This window comes from Roseburia zhanii (assembly GCF_014287635.1).
In the GTDB taxonomy this organism is placed as follows: domain Bacteria; phylum Bacillota; class Clostridia; order Lachnospirales; family Lachnospiraceae; genus Roseburia_B; species Roseburia_B zhanii.
Window position 1 is genome coordinate 45572 of the sequence record NZ_JACOPH010000008.1, and the last position, 23788, is coordinate 69359.

Annotated in this window: 27 protein-coding genes; 25 read left to right on the forward strand and 2 right to left on the reverse strand. The window is 40.8% G+C overall.

Annotated features, from left to right (window positions below):
• The first annotated feature begins 117 nt into the window (after positions 1-117).
• The 5 genes from H8S17_RS10160 to thiI all read left to right on the forward strand — a co-directional run bounded on the left by H8S17_RS10160 (position 118) and on the right by thiI (position 5692).
• Entirely contained in the window at positions 118-639 is a 522-nt protein-coding gene (locus tag H8S17_RS10160) for a J domain-containing protein (RefSeq protein ID WP_186867222.1), read from the forward strand.
• A 930-nt stretch (positions 640-1569) separates the two neighbouring features.
• A complete protein-coding gene (prmA, locus tag H8S17_RS10165; protein ID WP_186867223.1) occupies positions 1570-2550 on the forward strand; it encodes a 50S ribosomal protein L11 methyltransferase in 981 nt (326 codons plus the stop codon).
• 47 nt (positions 2551-2597) lie between these two features.
• A complete protein-coding gene (locus H8S17_RS10170) occupies positions 2598-3335 on the forward strand; it encodes a 16S rRNA (uracil(1498)-N(3))-methyltransferase (RefSeq protein ID WP_186867224.1) in 738 nt (245 codons plus the stop codon).
• A gap of 4 nt (positions 3336-3339) precedes the next feature.
• Entirely contained in the window at positions 3340-4494 is a 1155-nt protein-coding gene (locus tag H8S17_RS10175) for a cysteine desulfurase family protein (protein WP_186867225.1), read from the forward strand.
• Positions 4495-4504: 10 nt separating this feature from the next.
• On the forward strand, positions 4505-5692 hold the full coding sequence (thiI, locus tag H8S17_RS10180; RefSeq protein WP_178052081.1) for a tRNA uracil 4-sulfurtransferase ThiI: 1188 nt from the start codon (positions 4505-4507) through the stop codon (positions 5690-5692).
• A gap of 51 nt (positions 5693-5743) precedes the next feature.
• Here thiI and H8S17_RS10185 read toward each other — a convergent pair whose 3' ends face one another.
• Positions 5744-5974, reverse strand: coding sequence for an HPr family phosphocarrier protein (locus tag H8S17_RS10185; RefSeq protein ID WP_178052080.1), 231 nt, complete (start codon positions 5972-5974; stop codon positions 5744-5746).
• Between the two features lie 113 nt (positions 5975-6087).
• Between H8S17_RS10185 and mtaB the strand changes: the two genes are divergently transcribed.
• The 10 genes from mtaB to H8S17_RS10235 all read left to right on the forward strand — a co-directional run bounded on the left by mtaB (position 6088) and on the right by H8S17_RS10235 (position 13970).
• Positions 6088-7407 (forward strand): tRNA (N(6)-L-threonylcarbamoyladenosine(37)-C(2))-methylthiotransferase MtaB, encoded by a 1320-nt coding sequence (gene mtaB, locus H8S17_RS10190; protein WP_330595725.1) that lies wholly within the window; start codon positions 6088-6090, stop codon positions 7405-7407.
• A gap of 101 nt (positions 7408-7508) precedes the next feature.
• Positions 7509-7772: an IreB family regulatory phosphoprotein gene (locus H8S17_RS10195; protein ID WP_186867226.1), complete on the forward strand. Its 264-nt coding sequence runs from the start codon at positions 7509-7511 to the stop codon at positions 7770-7772.
• A 16-nt stretch (positions 7773-7788) separates the two neighbouring features.
• A complete protein-coding gene (ruvX, locus tag H8S17_RS10200; protein WP_186867227.1) occupies positions 7789-8226 on the forward strand; it encodes a Holliday junction resolvase RuvX in 438 nt (145 codons plus the stop codon).
• Positions 8227-8228: 2 nt separating this feature from the next.
• Positions 8229-8486, forward strand: coding sequence for a DUF1292 domain-containing protein (locus tag H8S17_RS10205; protein WP_178052077.1), 258 nt, complete (start codon positions 8229-8231; stop codon positions 8484-8486).
• Between the two features lie 44 nt (positions 8487-8530).
• The gene (locus tag H8S17_RS10210; protein WP_186867228.1) at positions 8531-10201 is read left to right on the forward strand and encodes a ribonuclease J; all 1671 of its coding nucleotides are present in this window, start codon (positions 8531-8533) and stop codon (positions 10199-10201) included.
• A 53-nt stretch (positions 10202-10254) separates the two neighbouring features.
• Positions 10255-10635 (forward strand): YlbF family regulator, encoded by a 381-nt coding sequence (locus H8S17_RS10215; protein ID WP_186867229.1) that lies wholly within the window; start codon positions 10255-10257, stop codon positions 10633-10635.
• Positions 10622-11014 carry an endolytic transglycosylase MltG gene (locus H8S17_RS10220; RefSeq protein ID WP_186867230.1) on the forward strand — a complete coding sequence of 131 codons (393 nt, stop codon included), beginning with the start codon at positions 10622-10624 and terminating at the stop codon, positions 11012-11014. Before H8S17_RS10215 ends, H8S17_RS10220 begins: the two co-directional genes overlap by 14 nt.
• A gap of 9 nt (positions 11015-11023) precedes the next feature.
• On the forward strand, positions 11024-11686 hold the full coding sequence (locus H8S17_RS10225) for an O-methyltransferase (protein WP_186867231.1): 663 nt from the start codon (positions 11024-11026) through the stop codon (positions 11684-11686).
• Positions 11683-12912: a peptidase U32 family protein gene (locus H8S17_RS10230; RefSeq protein ID WP_186867232.1), complete on the forward strand. Its 1230-nt coding sequence runs from the start codon at positions 11683-11685 to the stop codon at positions 12910-12912. The genes H8S17_RS10225 and H8S17_RS10230 overlap by 4 nt, the downstream gene beginning before the upstream one ends.
• 2 nt (positions 12913-12914) lie before the next feature.
• Positions 12915-13970 (forward strand): lactonase family protein, encoded by a 1056-nt coding sequence (locus tag H8S17_RS10235; protein WP_186867233.1) that lies wholly within the window; start codon positions 12915-12917, stop codon positions 13968-13970.
• Between the two features lie 179 nt (positions 13971-14149).
• Here the strand turns inward: H8S17_RS10235 and aroC are convergent, their stop codons facing one another.
• On the reverse strand, positions 14150-15247 hold the full coding sequence (aroC, locus tag H8S17_RS10240) for a chorismate synthase (RefSeq protein ID WP_186867234.1): 1098 nt from the start codon (positions 15245-15247) through the stop codon (positions 14150-14152).
• Positions 15248-15460: 213 nt separating this feature from the next.
• Between aroC and H8S17_RS10245 the strand changes: the two genes are divergently transcribed.
• From H8S17_RS10245 to pgeF, 10 genes are all read left to right on the forward strand, one after another.
• Entirely contained in the window at positions 15461-16135 is a 675-nt protein-coding gene (locus H8S17_RS10245) for a leucine-rich repeat domain-containing protein (RefSeq protein WP_186867235.1), read from the forward strand.
• 81 nt (positions 16136-16216) lie between these two features.
• Positions 16217-17359: a tRNA guanosine(34) transglycosylase Tgt gene (gene tgt, locus H8S17_RS10250; RefSeq protein ID WP_186867236.1), complete on the forward strand. Its 1143-nt coding sequence runs from the start codon at positions 16217-16219 to the stop codon at positions 17357-17359.
• A 107-nt stretch (positions 17360-17466) separates the two neighbouring features.
• Positions 17467-17769 (forward strand): preprotein translocase subunit YajC, encoded by a 303-nt coding sequence (yajC, locus tag H8S17_RS10255; protein WP_178050300.1) that lies wholly within the window; start codon positions 17467-17469, stop codon positions 17767-17769.
• 168 nt (positions 17770-17937) lie between these two features.
• Entirely contained in the window at positions 17938-18516 is a 579-nt protein-coding gene (gene lepB, locus H8S17_RS10260) for a signal peptidase I (RefSeq protein WP_178050301.1), read from the forward strand.
• A 14-nt stretch (positions 18517-18530) separates the two neighbouring features.
• Complete coding sequence (ylqF, locus tag H8S17_RS10265; protein WP_186867237.1) at positions 18531-19388, forward strand: ribosome biogenesis GTPase YlqF; 858 nt, start codon at positions 18531-18533, stop codon at positions 19386-19388.
• Between the two features lie 3 nt (positions 19389-19391).
• Positions 19392-20150, forward strand: a complete 759-nt coding sequence (locus H8S17_RS10270; protein WP_186867238.1) for a ribonuclease HII — start codon at positions 19392-19394, stop codon at positions 20148-20150.
• Between the two features lie 53 nt (positions 20151-20203).
• Entirely contained in the window at positions 20204-22081 is a 1878-nt protein-coding gene (locus H8S17_RS10275; protein ID WP_186867239.1) for a flagellar hook-length control protein FliK, read from the forward strand.
• Positions 22082-22085: 4 nt separating this feature from the next.
• Positions 22086-22373: an EscU/YscU/HrcU family type III secretion system export apparatus switch protein gene (locus tag H8S17_RS10280; RefSeq protein WP_178050305.1), complete on the forward strand. Its 288-nt coding sequence runs from the start codon at positions 22086-22088 to the stop codon at positions 22371-22373.
• Between the two features lie 20 nt (positions 22374-22393).
• On the forward strand, positions 22394-22753 hold the full coding sequence (locus H8S17_RS10285) for a YraN family protein (RefSeq protein WP_186867240.1): 360 nt from the start codon (positions 22394-22396) through the stop codon (positions 22751-22753).
• 30 nt (positions 22754-22783) lie between these two features.
• Positions 22784-23674, forward strand: a complete 891-nt coding sequence (pgeF, locus tag H8S17_RS10290) for a peptidoglycan editing factor PgeF (protein WP_243238054.1) — start codon at positions 22784-22786, stop codon at positions 23672-23674.
• Positions 23675-23788 lie beyond the last annotated feature (114 nt).

The window sequence follows — 23788 nt, forward strand, 5'->3', positions numbered from 1 at the left end:
CCATATGTTGTACTCTTAGGGCAACTGATGGCTGGTTAGCCGCCATATGTATGGCGAGGGTTACGGTTTATTGGTATACCGGTAAACCATAACTTGGCGAGGAAGGGAAGCAGTAAGATGGATCAGGTGTATGTGACAGCAGAGGAATCTGCAAAAGTCATTTCGAACTGGTGCTTCCGGAAAACAGTTGAGAGTACAGCAGACGATAGTCAGATCTTAGAAGAAAGAGAAGAATTAGAGCGGCAGCAACGACTGTTAGAGCACGAGCGAGAAGAATTTTTAAGAGAAAAGAATTTTGAAGAACAGCGTTTGAAACAGGAAAAACGTTTATTTGATATGAAGTGGAAGATGCTAGAGGAAGAATGGCGTAAGTTAGTAGCCGAACGTGAACGTGTGGAACGCCGGAAGTCTTTCTATGCGAGAATGGAGGATTTTGAGGCGAAGGAACGTATTCGCATGACAAGTGACCATTCGGTATCTTTGCTTTTTGCAGGTGCAGATCATCCGGCATCGGTAAAGAAACGTTATAAGGATCTGATCAAGATTTTTCATCCTGATAATACAGCAGGAGATACCGGTATGATTCAGAAAATCAATGAAGAATATGAGAAGCTGAAGAAAGAATATGGCATAGGATAGATACCGTTGCACATCTGTGCAGCGGTTTTTGATTGCGTGGATAATAAATTGGAGTGGCTTAAACGGAAGGGGGTGGGCCTGTGTCCGTTCGGTTATTGTATCGACGAACTGCCATTGTGTCCGTACACCATCTGCTGTTTTCAAACCGGCTTTCTAGCGTGCCTAAGCAGGCGGTGACATAAGCGTTTATTCCAAAAACTGCCCCAAACTCGCCTTTTATATTGTGGATGTGTTGCGTTGCCTAGCTCAGACAGTGGGGCAGTTTTTGACGCTTATGTCATCACCTGCTAAGGCACACACGAAAGCCGGTTGATGAAAACAGCAGGTGGTGTACGGACACGATGGCAGTTCAATTTACACTTCGGCGGACACAGGCAATTTACGTACTTAAGGAGAATTCTCATGTTTGATTTTATTATTTTAAGTGACACAGAAAAATCCCATCTTTACAACAATCCTTAAGTTCCACTGGCAGGTAATGAAATAATATATCTATTGCACTGTCAGCCCCAAGCAAAAAACGTAAATTGCCTGTGTCACATAACCGTGAATAAAACTGTCACAGTGCCCCTCTCCCAGCGGCAGGTTTCATTGCCCGGCTTTCGTGTGAGCCTTAGCAGACGGTGGCATAAGCGTCAAAAACTGCCCAACTGTCCGAGCTTAATAACATAGAACCTTTCACAGCATAAAAGGCGAGTTTTGGGCAGTTTTTGGAATAAACGCTTATGCCATCATCTGCTTAGGCACACTAGAAAGCCGGGCCAAAAACCTGCCGCTGGGAGAGGGGCACTGTGACAGTTTGCCAAAACATTAGATTGACACAGGCTCACAACTAATATTTTTTTGTAAAACAGACAGTTGCAACAACCCATCTCTGTCTGTATAATGGAGAATAGAGTTTATTTTTAGAACAGAGAGCGAGGAAACACAATGAAGTGGAATAGATATACAATCAAGACAACAACCGCAGCCGAAGATTTTATCAGTGCCATGTTAGATGAACTTGGCATACAGGGCGTGGAGATCGAAGATAATATCCCGTTGTCAAAAGAAGATCAGGCAGATATGTTTATCGATTTTCTGCCGGAATTGCCACCGGATGATGGCGTCAGCTATGTAAGTTTTTATTTGGAAGATGGCGAAGATCATACCGAGATCTTACATCAGGTTGAAAACGGAATCGAAGAACAGCGTCAGTTTGTAGACGTGGGAGAAGGCTGCATAGCAGTCAGCGATACCGAAGATATAGACTGGATGAATAACTGGAAAGAGTATTTCCATTCCTTTTATATAGAAGATATACTGATCAAACCAACATGGGAAGAATTAAAAGACGAAGATAAGGACAAGTTTTTGATCGAGATCGATCCGGGAATCTCATTTGGAACAGGAAAACATGAAACCACACAGTTGTGCATCCGCCAGCTGTTAAAATATATCCGGGGAGATAAAGATTACACACCGGCAGAAAAACATCCAAAAGTATTAGATGTTGGCTGCGGAAGCGGAATCCTCTCAATCGCAGCATTAAAGTTAGGTGCGTCCGAAGTCGTAGGTACAGATTTAGATGAAAATTGTATGACATCCACATGGGAAAATATGGAAGTAAACCATCTGCCAAAAGAATTAGGAAAATTCTATGTCGGCAATCTGATCGATGATGAAAAATTACAGGAAACAGTCGGAACCGGGTGTTTTGATATTGTCGTTGCAAACATTTTAGCAGACGTGATCATTCCAATGGCACCGGTGATTCCGGCAAGATTAAAAGAAGGCGGCATTTTTATCACCTCAGGAATCATTGATTTTAAAGAAAATGAAGTAAAAGAAGCAATTGAAGCGGCAGGAATGAGAGTGCTTGAAATCAACCATCAGGGTGAATGGGTGAATATCACAGCAATCAAAGGTTAAAGTGCACAGATACCATGTCAGCTTTAATGATAAAGGAGTCTTAAAACATGTATCAGTTTTTTGTAGATGATGCACAGATCGGCAGGGAATTTGTAACGATCACCGGAGAAGATGTCAATCATATTAAAAATGTACTCCGCATGAAAGCAGGAGAAAAAATACGCATCAGTAACCAGCAGGGACGGGATTATTATTGTGAGATCTCAGAAGTGACAGATACATTTGTGCAGGCAGATATTTTAAACGAAGATGCCGCTTCGACCGAACTGCCTTCTAAGATCTATCTGTTTCAGGGAATCCCCAAAGGCGACCGTATGGAAACCGTCATTGAAAAAGCAGTCGAATTAGGTGTTTATGAGATCATTCCGGTTGCAATGAAATACTGTGTCGTAAAATTAGATGCCAAAAAAGAAGCTGCGAAAGTTGCCCGCTGGCAGAAACAGGCAGAAGCAGCGGCAAAGCAGTCTAAACGCAGTATCATTCCAAAGATCCATCCGGTGATGAGTTATAAAGAAGCCGTAGAGTATGCCATGCAGTGCGATGTGCGTCTGGTTCCTTATGAAAATGAGCGTGGTATGCAGGGAACAAGAGAAGCATTAAGTACGATCAAGTCAGGCACTTCCGTAAGTGTGATGATCGGGCCGGAAGGTGGATTTGCCGAAGATGAGATTACACAGGTAAAAGATTCCATGCAGGTCATTTCTTTAGGAAAGAGAATCTTACGGACAGATACCGCAGGCATTGCGGTCATGTCAATGTTAATGTTAGAATTAGAGATGGAGTAGAACAATGGAAGTATATTTAGATAATTCTGCTACTACAAAGTGCAGTAAACGTGCAGTCGATACGATGGTCAATCTTTTGACAGCAGATTTTGGAAATCCGTCTTCCCTGCACAGCATGGGTGCTAAGGCAGAAGAATATGTAAAAGAGGCAAGAAAGAAAATTGCAAAGACATTAAAAGCAGAAGAAAAAGAGATCTTTTTTACTTCAGGAGGAACAGAATCTAATAATCTTGCAATTTTAGGCTGTGTAGAAGCCAATAAAAGAGCAGGAAACCATATCATTACGACAGCGATCGAACATGCATCCGTACAGCAGGTGTTTGAACATTTGAAAGAAGAAGGATATCGTGTCACATATCTTCCGGTAGATGTATCGGGCGTGATCTCCTTAGAGGCACTAGAAGAAGCATTAGATGAAGAAACCATCTTTGTTTCTATCATGCAGGTCAATAATGAAATCGGAACGGTCGAACCGATCGAAGAAGCCGTACAGTTGATCCGCAAGAAAGCACCGAAGGCAGTCATACATGTCGATGCGATCCAGTCTTATGGAAAAATGGCGATCTGCCCGAAAAAGTTAAAGATCGATCTGCTTTCGGTCAGCGGACATAAGATCCATGGACCAAAAGGCAGCGGATTTTTATATATCAAAGACAAGACGAAGATCAAGCCGATCTTATTTGGCGGTGGACAGCAGAAAGGAATGCGCTCCGGAACAGAAAACGTACCTGCGATCGCAGGACTTGCAGAGGCAGCCGCAGAAGCATATGATCATTTAGAAGAAAATGTCAGCCATATGTATGGATTACGGGATTATTTCATAGAAGAAGTAACAAAGATCGAGGGTGTGACAGTCAATGGAAGTACAGGTATGCAGGCGGCACCGCATATCGTCAGCGTCAGTGTGGAAGATGTCAGAAGTGAAGTGCTGTTACATTCCTTAGAAGAAAAAGGAATCTATGTATCTGCAGGAAGTGCCTGTTCTTCAAACAAGCCGTCGGTCAGCAGAACATTAAAAGCGATCGGACTAAAAAATAATCTGTTAGATTCTACGGTACGTTTCAGTTTTTGTGAAAGCACAACAAAAGAAGAATTAGATTATACGATTGCAAATTTAAAAGAGATCATTCCGTTTCGGAGAAAGTTTACAAGGAAATAGTGGAGGAAATATGTATAAATCATTTTTGATCAAATATGGCGAAATCGCCATTAAAGGAAAGAACCGTTATCTGTTTGAAGAAGCATTGACAGGTCAGATCCGTTATGCTTTAAGATCGGTGGACGGAGAATTTGAAGTACGTCGTCTGCAGGGCAGGATCTATGTAGATGCATTGAGTGAATATGATTATGATGAAGTTTTAGAAGCACTTTCCCATGTATTTGGAATCGTCGGCATCTGTCCGGTGGTTTTAGTAGAGGATGAAGGATTTGACAAGCTTGCAGAAGATGTGATCGCATATATGGATAAAGTATATCCGGATAAGCATATCACCTTTAAAGTAAATGCAAGAAGGGCAAGAAAAAATTATCCGATGGATTCGATGGAATTAAATGCGGCATTAGGTGAAAAGATCCTAGATGCATTTCCGGAGATCAAAGTCGATGTACACAATCCAGATGTGCTCTTATGCGTAGAAATCCGCGAAAAGATCAATATTTATTCCACAGAGATCAAAGGACCGGGTGGAATGCCGGTAGGTACAAACGGAAAAGCGATGCTGTTATTATCCGGTGGGATCGACAGTCCGGTAGCCGGATATATGATCGCAAAACGTGGTGTAGCGATCGATGCAACTTATTTCCATGCACCGCCATATACCAGTGAACGTGCAAAACAGAAAGTTGTGGATCTTGCCAAGATCGTATCGAAGTATTCAGGTCCGATCAATCTGCATGTCGTAAATTTTACAGATATCCAGTTATATATTTATGAGAAGTGTCCGCATGAAGAATTGACGATCATCATGCGTCGTTACATGATGAAGATCGCAGAGCATTTTGCAAATGAAAATCATTGTTTAGGATTGGTAACAGGAGAGAGTATCGGACAGGTGGCAAGCCAGACCATGCAGTCCCTTGCTGCGACTAATGCAGTATGTACCCTGCCGGTATACCGTCCACTGATCGGTTTTGATAAAAATGAGATCATAGATATTTCAGAGAAGATCGATGCTTATGAAACCAGTATCCAGCCGTTTGAAGACTGCTGTACGATATTTGTAGCAAAGCATCCGGTAACGAAACCAAACTTAAAAGTGATCGAGCGTTCTGAAACAAAATTAAGTGAGAAGATCGATGAACTGATGAAAACCGCGATCGACACAACAGAAGTGATCCACATCACAGCAGAGGATTAAAAAAAGAGGATGGTCAGCCATCCTCTTAAAATTCTATGAAATCCTGTGTGATTATACAAGATATGGTTTTAATGCCTCAAGAATCTCATCCTCGTTAGCTTCAGCATGAATAGCAAGATCGATCGGTTTTGAAAGATCAAGACTGAAGATACCCATGATAGATTTTGCATCGATAACATATCTTCCGGAAATCAGGTCGAAATCATATTCAAACTGAGTAATTGTATTAACGAAAGATTTAACTTTATCGATAGAATTTAAAGAAATCTGAACTGTTTTCATTGTGTAATCCTCCTTATGAATCGTATTTTCATTACTTGTTAATATAGTAATTGTTTTAATAGGAAAAGTCAATCACATTTATACCAACATTATGTCGAAATTGGAGGCGAAAAGTGAGTAAAATAAACAAAAAAAAGGCGGCGCTGCATAATTTAGGATGCAAAGTAAATGCATATGAAACAGAAGCCATGCAGCAGCTCCTTGAAGAAGCAGGATATGAGATCGTAGACTTTTCAGAACAGGCAGATGTCTACGTGATCAATACCTGTTCCGTAACGAATATGGCAGACCGTAAATCCAGACAGATGCTGCATCGTGCGAAAAAGAAAAATCCAGACAGCATCGTCATAGCAGCCGGCTGTTATGTGCAGACAAAAATGGAAGAAGCCAAGTTAGATGAAGCAGTCGATATTATTATCGGAAACAATAAAAAACATGATCTGATCCCTGCAATCCTGGCCTATGAAAAAGATCATGCACAAAAAGAGTCTGTGACAGAGATCAACCACAGACAGTCATATGAGAATTTGAGCATGACAAAAACAGCAGAGCATACAAGAGCTTTTATCAAAGTGCAGGATGGCTGTAACCAGTTTTGCAGTTACTGTATCATCCCTTATGCAAGAGGGCGTGTCAGAAGCCGCAGCCTTACAGATGTTTTAACAGAAATTCAGGCATTAGCAGATAATGGTTATCAGGAAGTCGTACTGACAGGGATACATCTTAGTTCGTATGGGATCGATATCGACGATTGTCTTTTACATCTGATCGAAGAAACAGCAAAGATCGAAGGGATCAGACGCATCCGGTTAGGTTCCTTAGAACCAAGGATCGTAACCGAAGAATTCGTAAAAGCGATCGCAGGGATAGATAAGATCTGTCCGCATTTCCATTTATCCTTACAGAGTGGATGTGATACCGTTTTAGAGCGTATGAACCGCAAATATGATACGAAAGAATATGAAGATGGCTGCAGGCTCCTTAGAACGTATTTTGACCATCCGGCGGTCACGACCGATGTAATCGTAGGTTTTCCGGGGGAAACGGATGAAGAATTTGCACAGACGAAAAGCTATCTTGAAAAGATCCGTTTTTATGAGATGCATATTTTTAAATACTCAAAAAGAGAAGGCACAAGAGCAGCCGCTATGAAAGATCAGGTTGCAGAGCAGATAAAGACGCTCCGCAGCAATGAACTGTTACAGTTAGAACATAGGATGTCTAAGGAATACAGAGAGTATTATATGGATAAACCGGTGGAAGTTTTAATGGAAGAACCGGTAGAAATAAATGGAAAACGCTATTTTACAGGATATACAAAAGAGTATGTAAAAGTGGCATTAGAAACAGCAGAAGATATTTCAAACACATTCCAAACAGGGACGATCACAGAGCGGCTTTCAGACGACCTGTATCTAATGGTTGAATTTTAGACAAGAATATATTACAATAGCATTAGCAATGCTTTTGCGTTGCCATGTGTGATCTTTTCATACATGAATAACAAAAGAGCAGAATATAAGGGCGTGAAATTATGCAGAATTTGAATAACACACAATTTTTTAAAGTAGAAAAAGAACTGGAGATGCGGGTAGAAGACGTACTTGCAATCGTATATGAAGCATTGACAGAGAAAGGTTATAATCCGGTGAATCAGATTGTTGGATATGTTATGTCCGGTGATCCTACTTATATCACCAGCCATAATAATGCAAGAAGTCTGATCATGAAAGTAGAACGTGACGAAATTGTAGAAGAAATCTTACAGGAATACATCAAGACAAAATTGTCAAAATAATACGGAGGCTTATAATATGCGGATTTTGGGACTGGATTTTGGTTCCCATACGGTTGGCGTGGCAGTCAGCGACGAATTAGGACTGACAGCACAAGGCGTAGAGATCATCCGAAGAAAGTCACCGGGCAAATTGCGGCAGACACTGGCAAGGATCGAAGAACTTGCCTCTACTTATCGTGTCGAAAAAATTGTTTTAGGTTATCCTAAGAACATGAACAATACAGAGGGTGAACGCTGCGAAAAGACCCGTGAATTTCAGGATATGTTAGAGAGAAGAACGAATCTGCCGGTAGAATTGTGGGATGAGCGTCTGACAACAGTTGCAGCGGATATGGTAATGATGGAAAGCGGTATCCGCAGGGAGCATCGCAAAGAGTATGTGGATAAGATCGCAGCAATGTTCATATTGCAGGGATATCTGGATTTTTTGCGGAATCAGAAAACAGAGGACTAGGAATGGAAAAAATTATTTTTAATGCTCCTGATACGGAGGAGTCAATCGAATTTTTCTGCTTAGAGCAGACACAGATCAACAATCAGAATTACCTTTTAGTCACAGAAGACGAGGAAGGCGATTCTGAAGCTTATATTTTGAAAGAAACATCTTCAGAGGGAGAAGATACCGTGTATGAGATGGTGGAGGATGAACAGGAATTAGAAGCTATCGGCAAGGTATTCGCAGAACTGATGGAAGATGTTGATTTAGAATATTAGGACACGTAAACGTAAATAGAACGAGAATTTGGAGGTAATCATTTTTGAAACAGAAATCAACAGAACATTCAAAGCTTAAGATCATTCCATTAGGAGGATTAGAACAGATTGGAATGAATATTACAGCTTTCGAATACGAAGACAGCATTATTGTAGTGGATTGCGGATTGTCATTCCCGGAGGACGATATGTTAGGAATCGATCTTGTCATTCCGGACATCACATATTTGAAAGAGAATATGGATAAAGTAAAGGGATTTTTTATCACACATGGACACGAAGATCATATTGGTGCGATCCCTTATGTATTAAAAGAATTAAATGTACCGATCTATGCGACAAAATTAACGATCGGTATCATTGACCATAAGTTAAAAGAACACAATATGCTGACAAAGGTAAAACGAAAAGTAGTTAAGTACGGACAGCACATCAATCTGGGCAATTTCAGGGTGGAATTTATCAAAACAAATCATAGTATTCAGGATGCGGCAGCACTTGCAATCTATTCTCCGGCAGGAATCGTGGTACACACAGGAGATTTCAAAGTAGATTATACACCGGTATTTGGAGATACCATCGATCTTGCAAGATTAGGCGAACTTGGTAAAAAAGGTGTCCTTGCGCTGATGTGTGACAGTACAAATGCAGAACGTCCGGGATTTACGATGTCAGAAAAATCCGTAGGAAAGACATTTGATAACCTGTTTGCAGAACATAAAAATTCAAGGATCATCATCGCTACTTTTGCATCGAATGTAGACCGTGTACAGCAGATCATCAATTCAGCATACAAATATGGCAGAAAAGTAGTCGTAGAAGGAAGAAGTATGGTCAATATCATTTCTACTGCGACAGAATTAGGATACTTAGATATACCGGAGAATACACTGATCGACATTGAACAGCTTAAGAATTATCCGGACGAGCAGACGGTACTCATTACAACCGGAAGTCAGGGAGAATCCATGGCAGCGTTGTCACGTATGGCATCCGGTATGCATAAGAAGATCGCGATCAAGCCAAAAGATACGATCATCTTTTCTTCCCATCCGATTCCGGGTAATGAGAAGGCAGTTTCAAACGTGATCAATGAACTGTTTATGAAGGGCGCAAATGTTATCTTTCAGGATGCCCATGTATCAGGACATGCCTGCCGGGAAGATATCAAGCTGATCTATTCACTGGTTCGTCCGAAATATGCAATTCCGGTTCATGGAGAATACAGACATCTGATGGCACAGGCAAGTATTGCAGAAGAATTAGGATATGACAAAGACCATATCTTTATCTTATCTTCCGGTGATGTTTTAGAATTAGATGAAGAAGATGCAAAAGTGACCGGACATGTACATGTCGGAAATGTCATGGTAGACGGACTTGGCGTTGGTGATGTTGGAAATATCGTACTTCGTGACAGACAGCATTTAGCAGAAGAAGGTATCATCATTGTTGTTCTGACCTTAGAAGCAGGTTCCGGACAGGTACTTGCAGGCCCGGATATCGTATCAAGGGGATTTGTCTATGTCAGAGGTTCCGAGAGCCTGATGGATGAAGCAAAGCAGGTATTAGACGTCACAATGCAGCAGATGATGGATAAAAATGTAACCGACTGGGGCAAGATCAAATCAGAAATCAAAGATGCCTTAGGAGAATTTGTCTGGAAAGAAACAAAGAGAAGACCGATGATCATACCGATTATTATGGAAGTATAAGATTACCGTTTGCGGGATACCTGTGAATGGTAAGAGTGGTCGGGAGGATAGATATGAATCAGGTGCAGGAAGCGACAGAAACGCTGATCGCAGCAATTAAAGAAAGTAAAGAATATAACCGGTATCAGAGGGCAAAGCAGGAACTCAGAGGATATCCCCTGTTAAAACAGCAGGCAGATGAATTTCGTAAGAAAAACTATGATATGCAGAATAGCAGAATGGATATCTTTGAAGAAGCAGATAAGTTACAGCGGGAATATGCAGAAGTGATCAATCATCCCGTTGTAAGAGAATATCTGACAGCCGAAAATGCATTCTGCCGGATCGTACAGCAGATTAACTGGCAGCTGATCGAGAATCTGGATTTTGAAGCAGATTTTGAAGGAAAGCAGACAGAAGGTTTCACAGACGGAGGAGATTATGAACGCCAGTAAAGTGGTAATGAAAATTATAAGTATCAGTTTTTCCATTCTTGTTACGATACTGATTGTGCTTTGTTTATATCAGGGTGGCAGAATGGCATATGATTTTGGTTATCGTGTATTTACAGAACAGGCAGTAGATACGGAAGAAAATGCAAAAGAGAAAGTAGTGCAGATATCATCAGATATGAGTGCAAGAGATATCGGTGCTTTGTTAGAAAAGAAAGGGTTAGTGCGTAGTGCAGACCTGTTTGCAGTACAGTTAAAATTATCCTCATATTCCAAAAAGATCAAAGCAGGTGTTTATACACTATCGACATCTATGACTGCAAAAGATATGATGCAGGTGATGTCCGCAGACGAAGTTACAGAAACCGAAACAGAGGAATGATATAAAGATATGATAGCAGATGAACGTCTTGTGACATATATCAATTCATTAGATACCGGTAATACCGCATTTTTAAATCAATTAGAACAGGAAGCACTAGATACATTTGTTCCGATCATACGAAAGGAAACACAGCAGTTTTTAAAATGGATACTTGCAGCTACACAGCCGAAACGTATCTTAGAGGTAGGAACAGCCGTTGGTTTTTCTACATTACTGATGGCAGAGTATAATCCCATAGAGTGCAGGATCGTTACGATCGAGAATTATGAGAAACGTATCCCGATCGCCAAGGCAAATTTTAAAGCAGCGGGAAGGGAGCAGATGATCACATTATTAGAAGGTGATGCCGCAGAGATCCTTCCAACCTTAGATGAAACATTTGATTTCATTTTTATGGATGCTGCCAAAGCACAGTATATCCATTTTTTACCGGAATTAGTGAGGCTGCTAGATACAGATGGCACCTTGGTTTCTGATAATGTATTACAGGACGGGGATATCATAGAATCCCGTTTTGCAGTGACAAGAAGAAACCGTACGATCCATAAAAGAATGAGGGAATATCTGTATGCAGTCACACACCATGAGGAATTAGTAAGTACCGTATTGCCGATCGGAGATGGACTGACTGTAAGTACGAAAAAGCAGATTGTGAGGAAGAACAGATGAAACGTCCAGAATTATTGATACCGGCGAGCAGCCTTGAAGTTTTAAAAATAGCAGTTGTATTTGGAGCAGATGCAGTATATATTGGTGGTGAGGCATTTGGACTCCGTGCCAAAGCAAAGAATTTTACAAAAGAAGAAATGGCAGAAGGTATCGCCTTTGCACATGAACATGGTGTCAAAGTATATGTTACGGCAAATATCCTTGCACATAATGGAGATCTTGAAGGTGTGCGGGAGTACTTTGTAGAATTAAAAGAATTAAAACCGGATGCCCTGATCATTGCAGATCCCGGAGTCTTTATGATCGCAAAGGAAGTCTGTCCGGAGATTGAAAGACATATCAGCACACAGGCGAATAATACCAACTATGGAACTTACATGTTCTGGTATGCGCAGGGAGCAAAACGTGTCGTATCAGCAAGGGAATTATCTTTGCAGGAGATTAAAGATATCCGGTCAAATATACCGGATGATCTTGAAATCGAAACCTTTATCCATGGTGCAATGTGTATCTCATATTCAGGCAGATGCCTGTTAAGTAACTATTTAGTCGGAAGAGATGCAAATCAGGGAGCCTGTACCCATCCATGCCGCTGGAAATATTCTATCGTAGAAGAAAAACGTCCGGGAGAATATATGCCGGTATTTGAAAATGAACGGGGAACCTATATTTTTAACTCCAAAGATCTGTGCATGATCGAACATATACCGGAATTATTTGATGCCGGAATCGACAGTTTTAAGATTGAAGGCAGAATGAAAACAGCCCTTTATGTGGCAACGGTAGCAAGGACATACCGGAAAGCGATCGATGATTATATGGAATCACCGGAACTTTATAAAGAACATATGCCATGGTATTTAGAACAGATATCAAACTGTACTTACCGCCAGTTTACAACAGGATTTTTCTTTGGAAAACCTTCGGAGGAAGCACAGATTTATGATAATAACACATATCTGAAAGAGTATACCTATTTAGGGATCGTAGGCGATTGCATAGATGGGCTCTATCAGATCGAACAGCGGAATAAGTTTTCTGTCGGGGAAGAAATAGAAGTGATGAAACCGTCAGGGGAGAATCTTATCGTAACTGTTCAGAAAATACTAGATGAAGACGGAAATGAAATGGAATCCGCACCTCATCCGAAGCAGAAACTATTGATAGATTTAGGTACACCATTAGTGCGCTATGATATTTTACGCAGAAAAGAAGAGGAGTGTTGACGATGAAACAGGAAAAGTACGTTGCATATGTAGGCACCTATACTTATGAACATAGTATAGGAATCCATATTTATGATTTAGATGTTTTGAATGGAACGATGAAGGAGCGTAAAGTAATTGAGATCAATAATCCTTCAGACCTGATCGTTTCTACAAATGGAAAATTCCTATATTCCATTACAGACGAAGGTGTGAAATCTTTTAAAGTACTTCCTGATGGAGATTTAGAGCCGATGAACGAACAGTGGATCGGCGGTATGAGAGGCTGTTATATCGATGTTGATAGGGAAAACCGTTATCTGTATGTTGCAGGTTACCATGATGGACGAGTTTCCATGATGAATATCAATGAAGATGGTTCCGTAGGAGAGATCGCAGATGGTATCTTCCATAAAGGTGTGGGAAGAAGTGCTGCAGACAGAAGCAGCCGTCCGCATGTCAACTGTGTAAAAGTAACACCGGATCAGAAGTATCTGTGTGCAGTCGATGGAGCTTTAGACCATGTCAAAGTGTACCGGATCAATTATACGACCGGCAAATTAAAATTAGTAGATATTATCCGTTGTGACTTAGATTCAGCACCAAAGATGATCCGTTTCAGCAAAGATGGCAAAAATGCATATATCTTAAATGAGTTGAAGAATACCGTTGATGTATATAATTATTATATTGATGAAAAAGGCCCGGAATTTGACCGTATCCAGACCATTTCTACAGAGGCAAAAGTAGATGACCGCTGCAGTTCCCAGAATATGGAGTTCTCATGGGATGGAAAGTATCTGTTCTGCTGTAGTGCAGGAACAGATGAAGTAACGATCTTTGAACGTGGTGAGGAAACCGGTATGCTGACATTGAACTGTATCACACCGATCAGCGGAGATTTCCCGAAAGCATTAGCAGTATTTCCTGATGACAAACATTTCATGACATTGAACCATGAAACAAATGAGATCAATACTTATGCAACATTTTATGATAAGAAGTTTGCATTGATGGAAGGAAAACCGATCAAGATCGACAAACCAAACTGTGTATTTATCCATAAGTTAGAAGGTTAAAAAATACCGGTTCCACAAGAATGAAAATAATTGTGGAACCGGTATTTTATTTTAAAATTGTATTCAGATTAACATTCTTCCCGCAAGGGAGCCGTATGACATATGTACACCGTCTTCGATATAAACGTGGTCACCACAACTTCCCAGCAGATCTTTTAAAATGCCAAGACGCTTTGCGCTTAGTTTTTATAAAAATTACAGATATTATCCATTTTTGCGGACATATTGAAAAGCATGGCATCAAGGATCGTAAGTGCTGCCATGGATTCTACGACAACGACCGCACGAGGAACAATGATCGGATCATGCCGTCCATGAATGGATATCTCGATGTCCTCACCGGATTTGTTGACCGTTTTCTGTAAAGAGGCAACAGAAGGTGTTGGCTTTACGGCTGCACGGAAGATAATCTTTGAACCATCACTCATACCGCCTAGAACACCACCGGAATGGTTCGTGGATTTGGCAACCGTATGATCATTTGTCATGTAAAAGCTGTCATTGTTTGTGGTTCCTTTTGCAAGTGCCACGTCGAATCCGTCACCGATCTCAAAGCCTTTTACGGCACCGATCGAAAGGATGGCTTTTGCGAGATTGGCATCTAATTTTTCAAAGACAGGATCACCGATGCCGGCTGGAACACCATCGATGATACATTCGATCACACCACCGGCAGAGTCGGATTCAGACAGACATTTTTCTAAATATTCTTCTGCTTTTTTGGCAGCATCTGCATCCGGCATATAAAGCGGATTGTTGTAGATGGTATCCGCATCAAAAGAAGAAATGCGGATAGCTCCGATGGATTTTGTGTAGGTAGTGAGAGTGATACCCAGCTGTTTTAATATCTTTGCAGCGATTGCTCCGGCGGCAACTCTGCCGATGGTTTCCCTGCCGGAAGAACGTCCGCCGCCACGATAATCCCGAAAACCGTATTTGGCATCAAAAGTATAGTCTGCATGTCCGGGACGGTAGTAACTTGCAATTTCACTATAGTCTTTAGATTTCTGGTTATTATTAAATACAACAAGAGAAATCGGTGTGCCGGTTGTCTTTCCCTCAAAGACACCGGAGAGGATCTCTACTGCATCATCTTCCTTACGGGGGGTAGAGTAGCGGGACTGTCCCGGTTTCCTGCGGTTTAGATATATCTGGATATCTTCTTTTGATAGAGGAAGTCCTGCCGGACATCCGTCGATCACGACACCGATACCCTTTCCATGGGATTCCCCCCATGTTGTGATCTTAAATATATTGCCATATGTTGAACCTGCCATGTAAGCCTCCTGATATTCGTATACTTTGGTATTCTGTAATGTTATCGTTACATACTTTGTTACTGTAAAATCATACAGTGATTTTATTATAAAGGGAATAGTGTGGTAAATCAAGGTTTTGTGGATAAAAGTACGGAAACTCTAGATGGAAAAACATTGCCAATACGGAAAATGCATGATATAATTTATCAAAATAAGATGGAGGTGTTACCTATGAAAAAAAGACTTATGTTTTTAATGAGTGTATTATTTGTATTAACATTTGGTATTTCCATCAAACAGCCGGCAATGGTCTGTTATGCACAGGAAGATGACAGTGATTATGACGACGATGATGATGATGACGAAGAAGACGATGAGGAAGATGAACTTTATGAAGAAGGCGATGAAATTGTAACTTCTAACAAATATGTATACGAAGTACTTTCGTGGGATGAAAGCAAGGAGAGTGGAACAGTTGCATTTTGTGAAGCAGGTAAAAAAACAGTAAAAAGCATCAAGATTCCGGCAACTATTTCAGAGGATGGTTATAGTTTTAAAGTAATTGCGATCGAGGAAGAAGCATGCGAAGATTATAAACAGCTGCAGACAGTGCAGATTGCAGACAATGTGCAGACGATTGAAGAAGACGCATTTAAGAATTGCCAGAAATTAAAGAGCGTTATCATAGGAAAAGGTCTGAAAAAAATAGAAGCAAAAGCTTTTTATGGTGACAGGAATCTAAAGAAGATCACGATCAATTCTAAAAAACTTAACTCTGTTGGTAAAAACGCATTTCGCAATCTCAACAAGAAGTGTGTAGTAAAGGTACCGGATATGAAAATTGCAGCATACCAGAAGTTATTTATAAAGGGTGGTGCAATGCGAAAAGTTACATTTAGGAAATAATATCAGGGAATTGATTGCCAGGATCACGATCTGTGTTTCTGGCAATTTGTTTCGAAAAAAAGAAGAATGGAAGATATCACAATGGCAGAATATAAACTATTAAAAAAAGACGGAAATGCAAAACGGGCAGAATTCCACACGGTACATGGTGTGATCCAGACACCGGTTTTTATGAATGTTGGAACAGCAGCTGCGATCAAAGGAGCAGTATCTACAGAAGATTTAGAGCAGATCAAGACACAGGTAGAATTATCGAATACCTATCATCTGCATGTCAGACCGGGAGATGATCTGATCTATGAGATGGGTGGTCTGCATAAGTTTATGTCATGGAATAAACCGATTCTTACCGATTCAGGCGGATTTCAGGTATTTTCATTAGCAGGACTCCGTAAGATCAAAGAGGAAGGTGTATATTTCAATTCCCATATTGATGGACGTAAGATTTTTATGGGGCCGGAAGAAAGTATGCAGATCCAGTCTAATTTAGCTTCAACGATCGCAATGGCATTTGATGAATGTCCGAGCAGTGTGGCAGACCATACTTATGTACAAAATTCCGTTGACCGGACAACCAGATGGCTGGAACGCTGTAAGACGGAGATGAACCGCTTAAACGGACTTGAGCGGACGATCAACAAAGAACAGCTTTTATTTGGCATCAATCAGGGTGCTGTTTACGAAGATATCCGTATCGATCATGCCAAAAGAATTTCAGAAATGGAGTTAGACGGATATGCAGTTGGTGGATTGGCAGTCGGCGAAACACATGAAGAAATGTATCATATCTTAGATGTGACAGTGCCGCATCTGCCGGAGAATAAGCCAACATATCTGATGGGTGTCGGAACACCGGCAAATATTTTAGAAGCTGTTGACCGTGGAGTGGATTTCTTTGACTGTGTATATCCGACTAGAAATGGTCGTCATGGTCATGTATATACGAATCAGGGTAAGATCAACCTGTTCAATCAGAAATATGCAAAAGATGCAAGACCGATCGAAGAAGGCTGCCAGTGCCCGACCTGCCGCCGTTACAGCAGGGCATATATCAGACATCTGCTGAAAGCAAAGGAAATGCTTGGTATGCGTCTGACCGTACTTCACAATCTGTATTTTTACAATACGATGATGGAAGAGATCAGGGATGCGATCGATGCGGGCAGATATCAGAGTTATAAAGAAGAAAAATTATATCGTATGGCACAGGGACCACAGGAGTAAAGACTAAAATTTCTATAAACTACTTGCCCTTTTATAAAGATTTGTGTACAATAGTCTAAGTGCTTTGAGAGTATAGAATAGTTACGATTTTATTAGGAGGAAGAATAATGTCTGTATTATTAACTGCAAGCGCAGGAAGTTCACTTCCAATGCTTTTATCATTGGTGATCTTATTTGTTTTTATGTATTTCTTTATGATTCGTCCACAGCAGAAAGAGATGAAGAAAAAGAATGCTATGTTAGCAGATTTAGCTGTAGGAGATACCGTTTTAACAACCAGCGGTTTCTATGGCGTAGTCATTGACATTGACGAAGATACAGTGATCGTTGAATTTGGAAGCAATAAGAACTGCCGTATTCCGATGCAGAAAGCTGCAATTTCCGCAGTTGAGAAGCCGGATGCAGAATAATTTTATGAAAAAAAGAAACGCTGTCATGGCGTTTCTTTTTTTTTCATCATCCACAGGCTAGACATCCGATTTGTTTCCGTGTATACTGAAACGGTGCAGAAAATCGAAATAAGCAGATAAAAGATAAGCGTAACTATGCAGGGAAAAATAGCTGCGGATGAGGAAGATATGAGAAGAAGCGGATTACATTTTGGACATGAAAAAAAGAAGATCAACGTACCGGTTGTCAAAGAGATTGTTTCATGGGTGATAGAGATTGTACTGGTACTGGTGATCGCATTTGTATTAGTTTATTATATCGGACTCCGCACCAGTGTGGTCGGACAGTCCATGGCACCAACATTAGAGAATGATCAGGAGATTCTGATCAATCGTTTTGTCTATTCAGTCACAAAACCCAAGGCAAATGATATCATCGTATTCCTGCCAAATGGCAATGAAAAATCGCATTATTATGTGAAGCGTGTGATCGGGGTGCCGAATGATACGGTTTTGATCAAAGACGGTGCTGTTTATGTCAATGGGGAATTATTTGAAGAAGCTGTTGATACAGCTGCTATTTTAGATCCTGAACTTGCGGCAGATGAGATCACGTTAGGCGATGATGAGTACTTTGTATTAGGTGATAACCGTAACAACAGTGAAGACAGCCGGTATGCGAATATAGGAAATGTCAAAAAAGAATATATTATCGGCAAGGCATGGTTTATCGTATCGCCATTTCAGGATTTTGGATTTTTAAAATAAAAAAGGAGAACAGTATGCAGTTTCAGTGGTATCCGGGGCATATGACGAAAGCAAAACGTCAGATGCAGGAAGATATAAAATTGATCGATCTGATCATAGAATTAGTAGATGCGAGGATTCCATTTTCAAGCAGGAATCCCGATATTGATGAACTTGGAAAAAATAAAGCAAGACTCATTTTAATGAATAAAGCGGATTTAGCAGATGCAAAAAAGACAGAGATCTGGAGTGAATATTTTCAGAGCAAAGGTTATTTTGTCGTATGCATTGATGCCAGAAGCAAGAATGGCATGAAAGCGATCCAGAATACGATCATGGAAGCATGTAAAGAGAAGATCGAACGTGACCGCAGGAGGGGAATCAAAAACCGTCCGGTGCGTGCAATGGTCGTAGGTATACCGAATGTTGGAAAATCAACATTTATCAATACATTTGCAGGCAAGGCATGTACTAAGACAGGGAATAAGCCGGGTGTCACAAAAGGCAAACAGTGGATCCGCCTGAATAAAAATGTGGAATTATTAGATACACCGGGTATTTTGTGGCCGAAATTTGAAGATCAGATGGTAGGACTCCGTCTGGCACTGATCGGTTCGATCAAGGACGAAATATTAAATACAGATGAACTTGCCTTAGAACTTTTAAAGATTCTGTTGTCAGAATATGCTGGTGTCCTGAAAAACAGATATGATGTAGAAGAAACAGACGATGCTGTAAAAATGTTAGAACTCATTGCGGATAAACGTAACTGCCGCAGTAAGGGGAATGAATTAGATTACAGCAAAGCAGCAGCATTAGTGATCGATGAATTCCGCAGTGGAAAAACAGGAAGATTTACGATCGAAATGCCGTCAGAGGGACAGGGAGTTTAACAAATGGATAAGAAAATTGGAACGATCAAAGATGAGTTGAAGGCAGCCTTAGACAGTGAGCTGCCTTCTTTTATTACAGAATATCAGACAGATGAAAGAGCAGGCGTGATAAAGCTGGTTGCACAGGCAAAAAAGCGTCTGCATGATCTTGAACTTGAAATGGAACGTATCGAACAGTTAAAAGTATATGAAAAGAAATATGATACCTGTGGCTATATCTGTGGGATCGATGAGGTTGGAAGAGGACCATTGGCAGGGCCGGTCGTTGCCGGTGCAGTCATTCTGCCGAAAGACTGTAAGATCCTTTATATCAACGATTCTAAAAAACTTTCCGCAAAAAAGAGAGAGGAACTATATGATGTGATCATGGAGCAGGCAGTTGCTGTTGGCATCGGAATGGCATCCCCGCAGAGGATCGATGAGATCAATATTTTGCAGGCTACTTATGAAGCTATGCGGGAAGCTATTCAAAAATTAAGCATAAAACCCGATATATTATTAAATGATGCAGTTACGATCCCGCAGGTGGATATCAGACAGATTCCGATCATCAAAGGAGATGCAAAGAGTATTTCTATTGGAGCAGCAAGTATTGTAGCAAAAGTGACAAGGGACAGACTGATGGAGGAATATGCGAAGGTTCTGCCGGAATATGATTTCGCATCGAATAAGGGATATGGTTCGGCGGCACATATTGCAGCACTGAAACAATACGGGCCATCCCCGATACACAGGAATTCTTTTATTAAAAATTTTGTATGATGTCAGTACTTTTATTAAGATATTGTAAGTTGATGGAAACATAGGAGGATGCTATGCAGATTACGGATATGCTGAACCAGTACAATCGAAATATTGCAAATGGTACGGTAGTTCCGAATGGAACACAGGGAATCCGTCAGGTGATGTCTTCGTTTTCAGAAATGTCTGTCGGAAATATTTTTGAGGGGAGCGTCAATCAGGTTGAAGACGGTGTCGTAACCTTAGGACTTTCAGATGGCAAGACCATACAGGCGAGGTTAGATAACGGAGTATCGGTGCAGGTCGGGGAGTCTATGTTTTTTCAGGTAAAATCCAATAATGGAACACAGATCGCAATTCGTCCATATTCTAATGGAGTAAGCAGCAATCCGACATTGCTTTATGCATTAGATGCAGCAAATCTACAGGTGAGCGGCAAGATGCTTACGATGGTAAATACCATGATGGAGCAGTCGATGCCGATTGACAGACAGAGTCTTATTTCTATGGCAAAGCTAGTGGTGGGTAATCCACAGATAGACGTTGCAACGGTTGTGCAGATGGAAAAGCTTGGTATTCCTGTGACGGATGAAATGGCAGCACAGTTTGAAAATTATAAATCAGACCAGTATGCGATTTTAGACCAGTTAGAGTCTGTCATGGAACTTTTGCCCGAACAATTAGGAAAAGATGGAACGGGACTTTTAGAATTAAACCAGCAGATGATCGATATTTTTTTAGGCGGATCAGAGGAAATGCAGGCAGCACAGGATACAGCAGATGCAGGTTCTGATGCTGCATCAGCCGTAGAAGGACAGGGTGCGGGTGAAGCGTCTGTTACAGAAGAAACAAAAGCAGCAGTTCTTACAGAAAATGACCTGATAGTATCTGCTTCATCCGGGGAGAATACCGACGCATCCGTGATAGAAGGACAAGATGGACAGATGGTATCTTCTGCTGCAACAGAAGAAAACGGGCAGGAAGTATCTGTATCAGCGGACAAAAATGAGCAGGCGGCATCTGCTGCGGCAGGAGCAGATGAACAGAGTGTATCTTCTGTAGCACAAGAACAGAATACAGACAAAAATGTGCAGCAGACCACAGCAGAGGGCAATACACAGACATCAGCGTCTGCCATGGAAACTGTACCAGATAACATGCAGCGGGATATACAAAAATTATCTGCACAGCTTATGAAACTTCCGGATCTATCGCAGGATCAGCTTAACGGAAATCTGTCTGCCAAAGAATTTTTGCAGGTTCTTTCAGAGGCATTTAACAGTACAGATCCAGTCAGCAGACAGATCTTAAAGGAGTTAATTTCTTCTAAAGAATACCGGAATATCGTGCGTAGTGTCATGGAAGAACAGTGGCTTTTAAAGCCGGAAGAATTAAAAAGCGAGCATAAGATCAATGAATTATATGAACGTTTAGACCGTCAGTTAGCACAGATGGAAAAGGTATTGAAGAATTTCCATCAGAGTTCCCCACAATTAACAGATACAGCATCTAATGTACGGAATAATATCCAGTTTATGAATCAGTTAAACCATACATGTGCCTATATGCAGATCCCTTTGAAATTATCAGGACAGAATGCCCACAGCGATCTGTATGTCTATACCGGAGGCAGAAAACACCATGATGCAGATGAAGAACTGACTGCATTCCTGCATTTAGATTTAGAGCATTTAGGTTCTACAGATGTATCGGTAAAACTGCGTAAAAAGCAGGTGACAACGAATTTTTATTTAGCAGATGATGCATCTTACCAGCTGATCTTAGATCATATGGATATCCTTGAGGAACGATTAGAACAAAAAGGGTATCAGGTAAAGATCTCTGTTACGACTCAGGAAGAAAAAATGAATTTTGTAGAAGATATGTTAAAACAGAAAACACCATCCGCAGGAGGAATGGTGCATAGATATTCTTTTGATGTCAGGGCGTGAAGATATGGAGCGTAAAAAAGAAGATATAAAAGTAAAAACAGCAGTTGCCCTTTCGTATGAACCGGGAGATCTTGCACCGAAGATCTTAGCCACAGGAAAAGGGGAACTAGCAGAGCGTATCATCAAAAAAGGTGAAGAAGGAAATGTGCCATTTTATAAAGATAATAAACTGGCAGATACATTATCAAAACTTGAGATCGGAGATACGATCCCGCCGGAATTGTATGATGTTGTCGCAGAAATCCTGGTATTTGTAGATGATATGGACAGACTGCGTTCAAAGATCAAATAGCAGGTGAAAAGGAGAATTGGGTGAATAAACGCAAAATTGGGAGTGATTATGAACAGATGGCGGCAGATTATCTTGCCAAAAGGGGATATACTATCTTAGAACAAAACCATAGAAATAAATATGGAGAAATTGATATTATTGCATCATCTGCAGAAAATGATCTTATTTTCTGTGAAGTGAAATACAGAGCCACATATAGCTGCGGTGATCCGTTAGAAGCGGTCGATTACCGGAAACAATGCCGTATCAGCCGGACGGCTTTGTGTTATTATGCCAGACATCATTATGCATTAGATACATCATGCAGATTTGATGTGATCGCAATTGATGGAGATGGAAATATCAGGCATCTTGAAAATGCATTTGAATATCGGGGATAGAAAAATAAAATGATAAGAGGAATGTATCATATGTCAATAGAGGAAATGGAATTAGCAGAAGCAATCAGATATAAAGATCAGACAGCCGGTCAGATACCGGCTCTTAAGCATATTTTGCTTGAGGATCAGATTGATTTTCCATTGTTTTATTATGAAAAATTAGAACAGACCGGTATGGTAAAGCATGGATTTACCACAAGGGCAGGTGGTGTGAGTGAGGGAATCTTTTCCAGCTTAAATCTGAGTTTTACCAGAGGTGACAGGGAAGATGCAGTCAGGGAAAATTACCGCAGATTGGCAAATGCATTGCAGGTAGATAATGGAAGTTTTGTAAGTTCCGACCAGACGCATACGACAAACGTTTTGCGTGTCGGAAAAGAGGATATCTGTCATAGCAGGTTCAGTGAGCGGAAATATACGGACATTGACGGTCTGATCACGAATGAAAGCGGTGTTACGCTGATCACATTTTATGCAGACTGCGTACCATTATATTTTGTTGATCCTGTGCATCATGCCATTGGACTCAGCCATTCAGGCTGGAGGGGAACGGTCGGACGCATGGGAAAAGTGACCATAGATAAAATGCAGCAGGAGTTTGACACCAAACCGTCAGAAGTCATCTGTGCGATCGGACCTTCAATCTGTCAGGACTGTTACGAAGTCAGCGAAGATGTGGCAGATGCATTTTGTACAGAATTTGCAGGACGGGAAAATGAGATCCTGATCGGTAAGGGCAATGGAAAATACCAGCTGGATCTCTGGAGGGCAAATGAGATCGTTTTAGAAGAAGCAGGTGTTTTAAAAGAGCATATTTCCGTAACGAATGTCTGCACCTGCTGCAATCCGAAGCTGTTATTCTCACATCGGGCAAGTCATGGAAAACGCGGGAATTTAGCGGCAGTGCTGGCGTTAAAATAACACTTAAGAAATTCTTAAAAAAATCCTACACATATCTTTATTGTCATAATTTAACCAGCAGTCTATACTAACTGTATGAAATGTACTAATACACTTTAAACATTATAAAAAAGA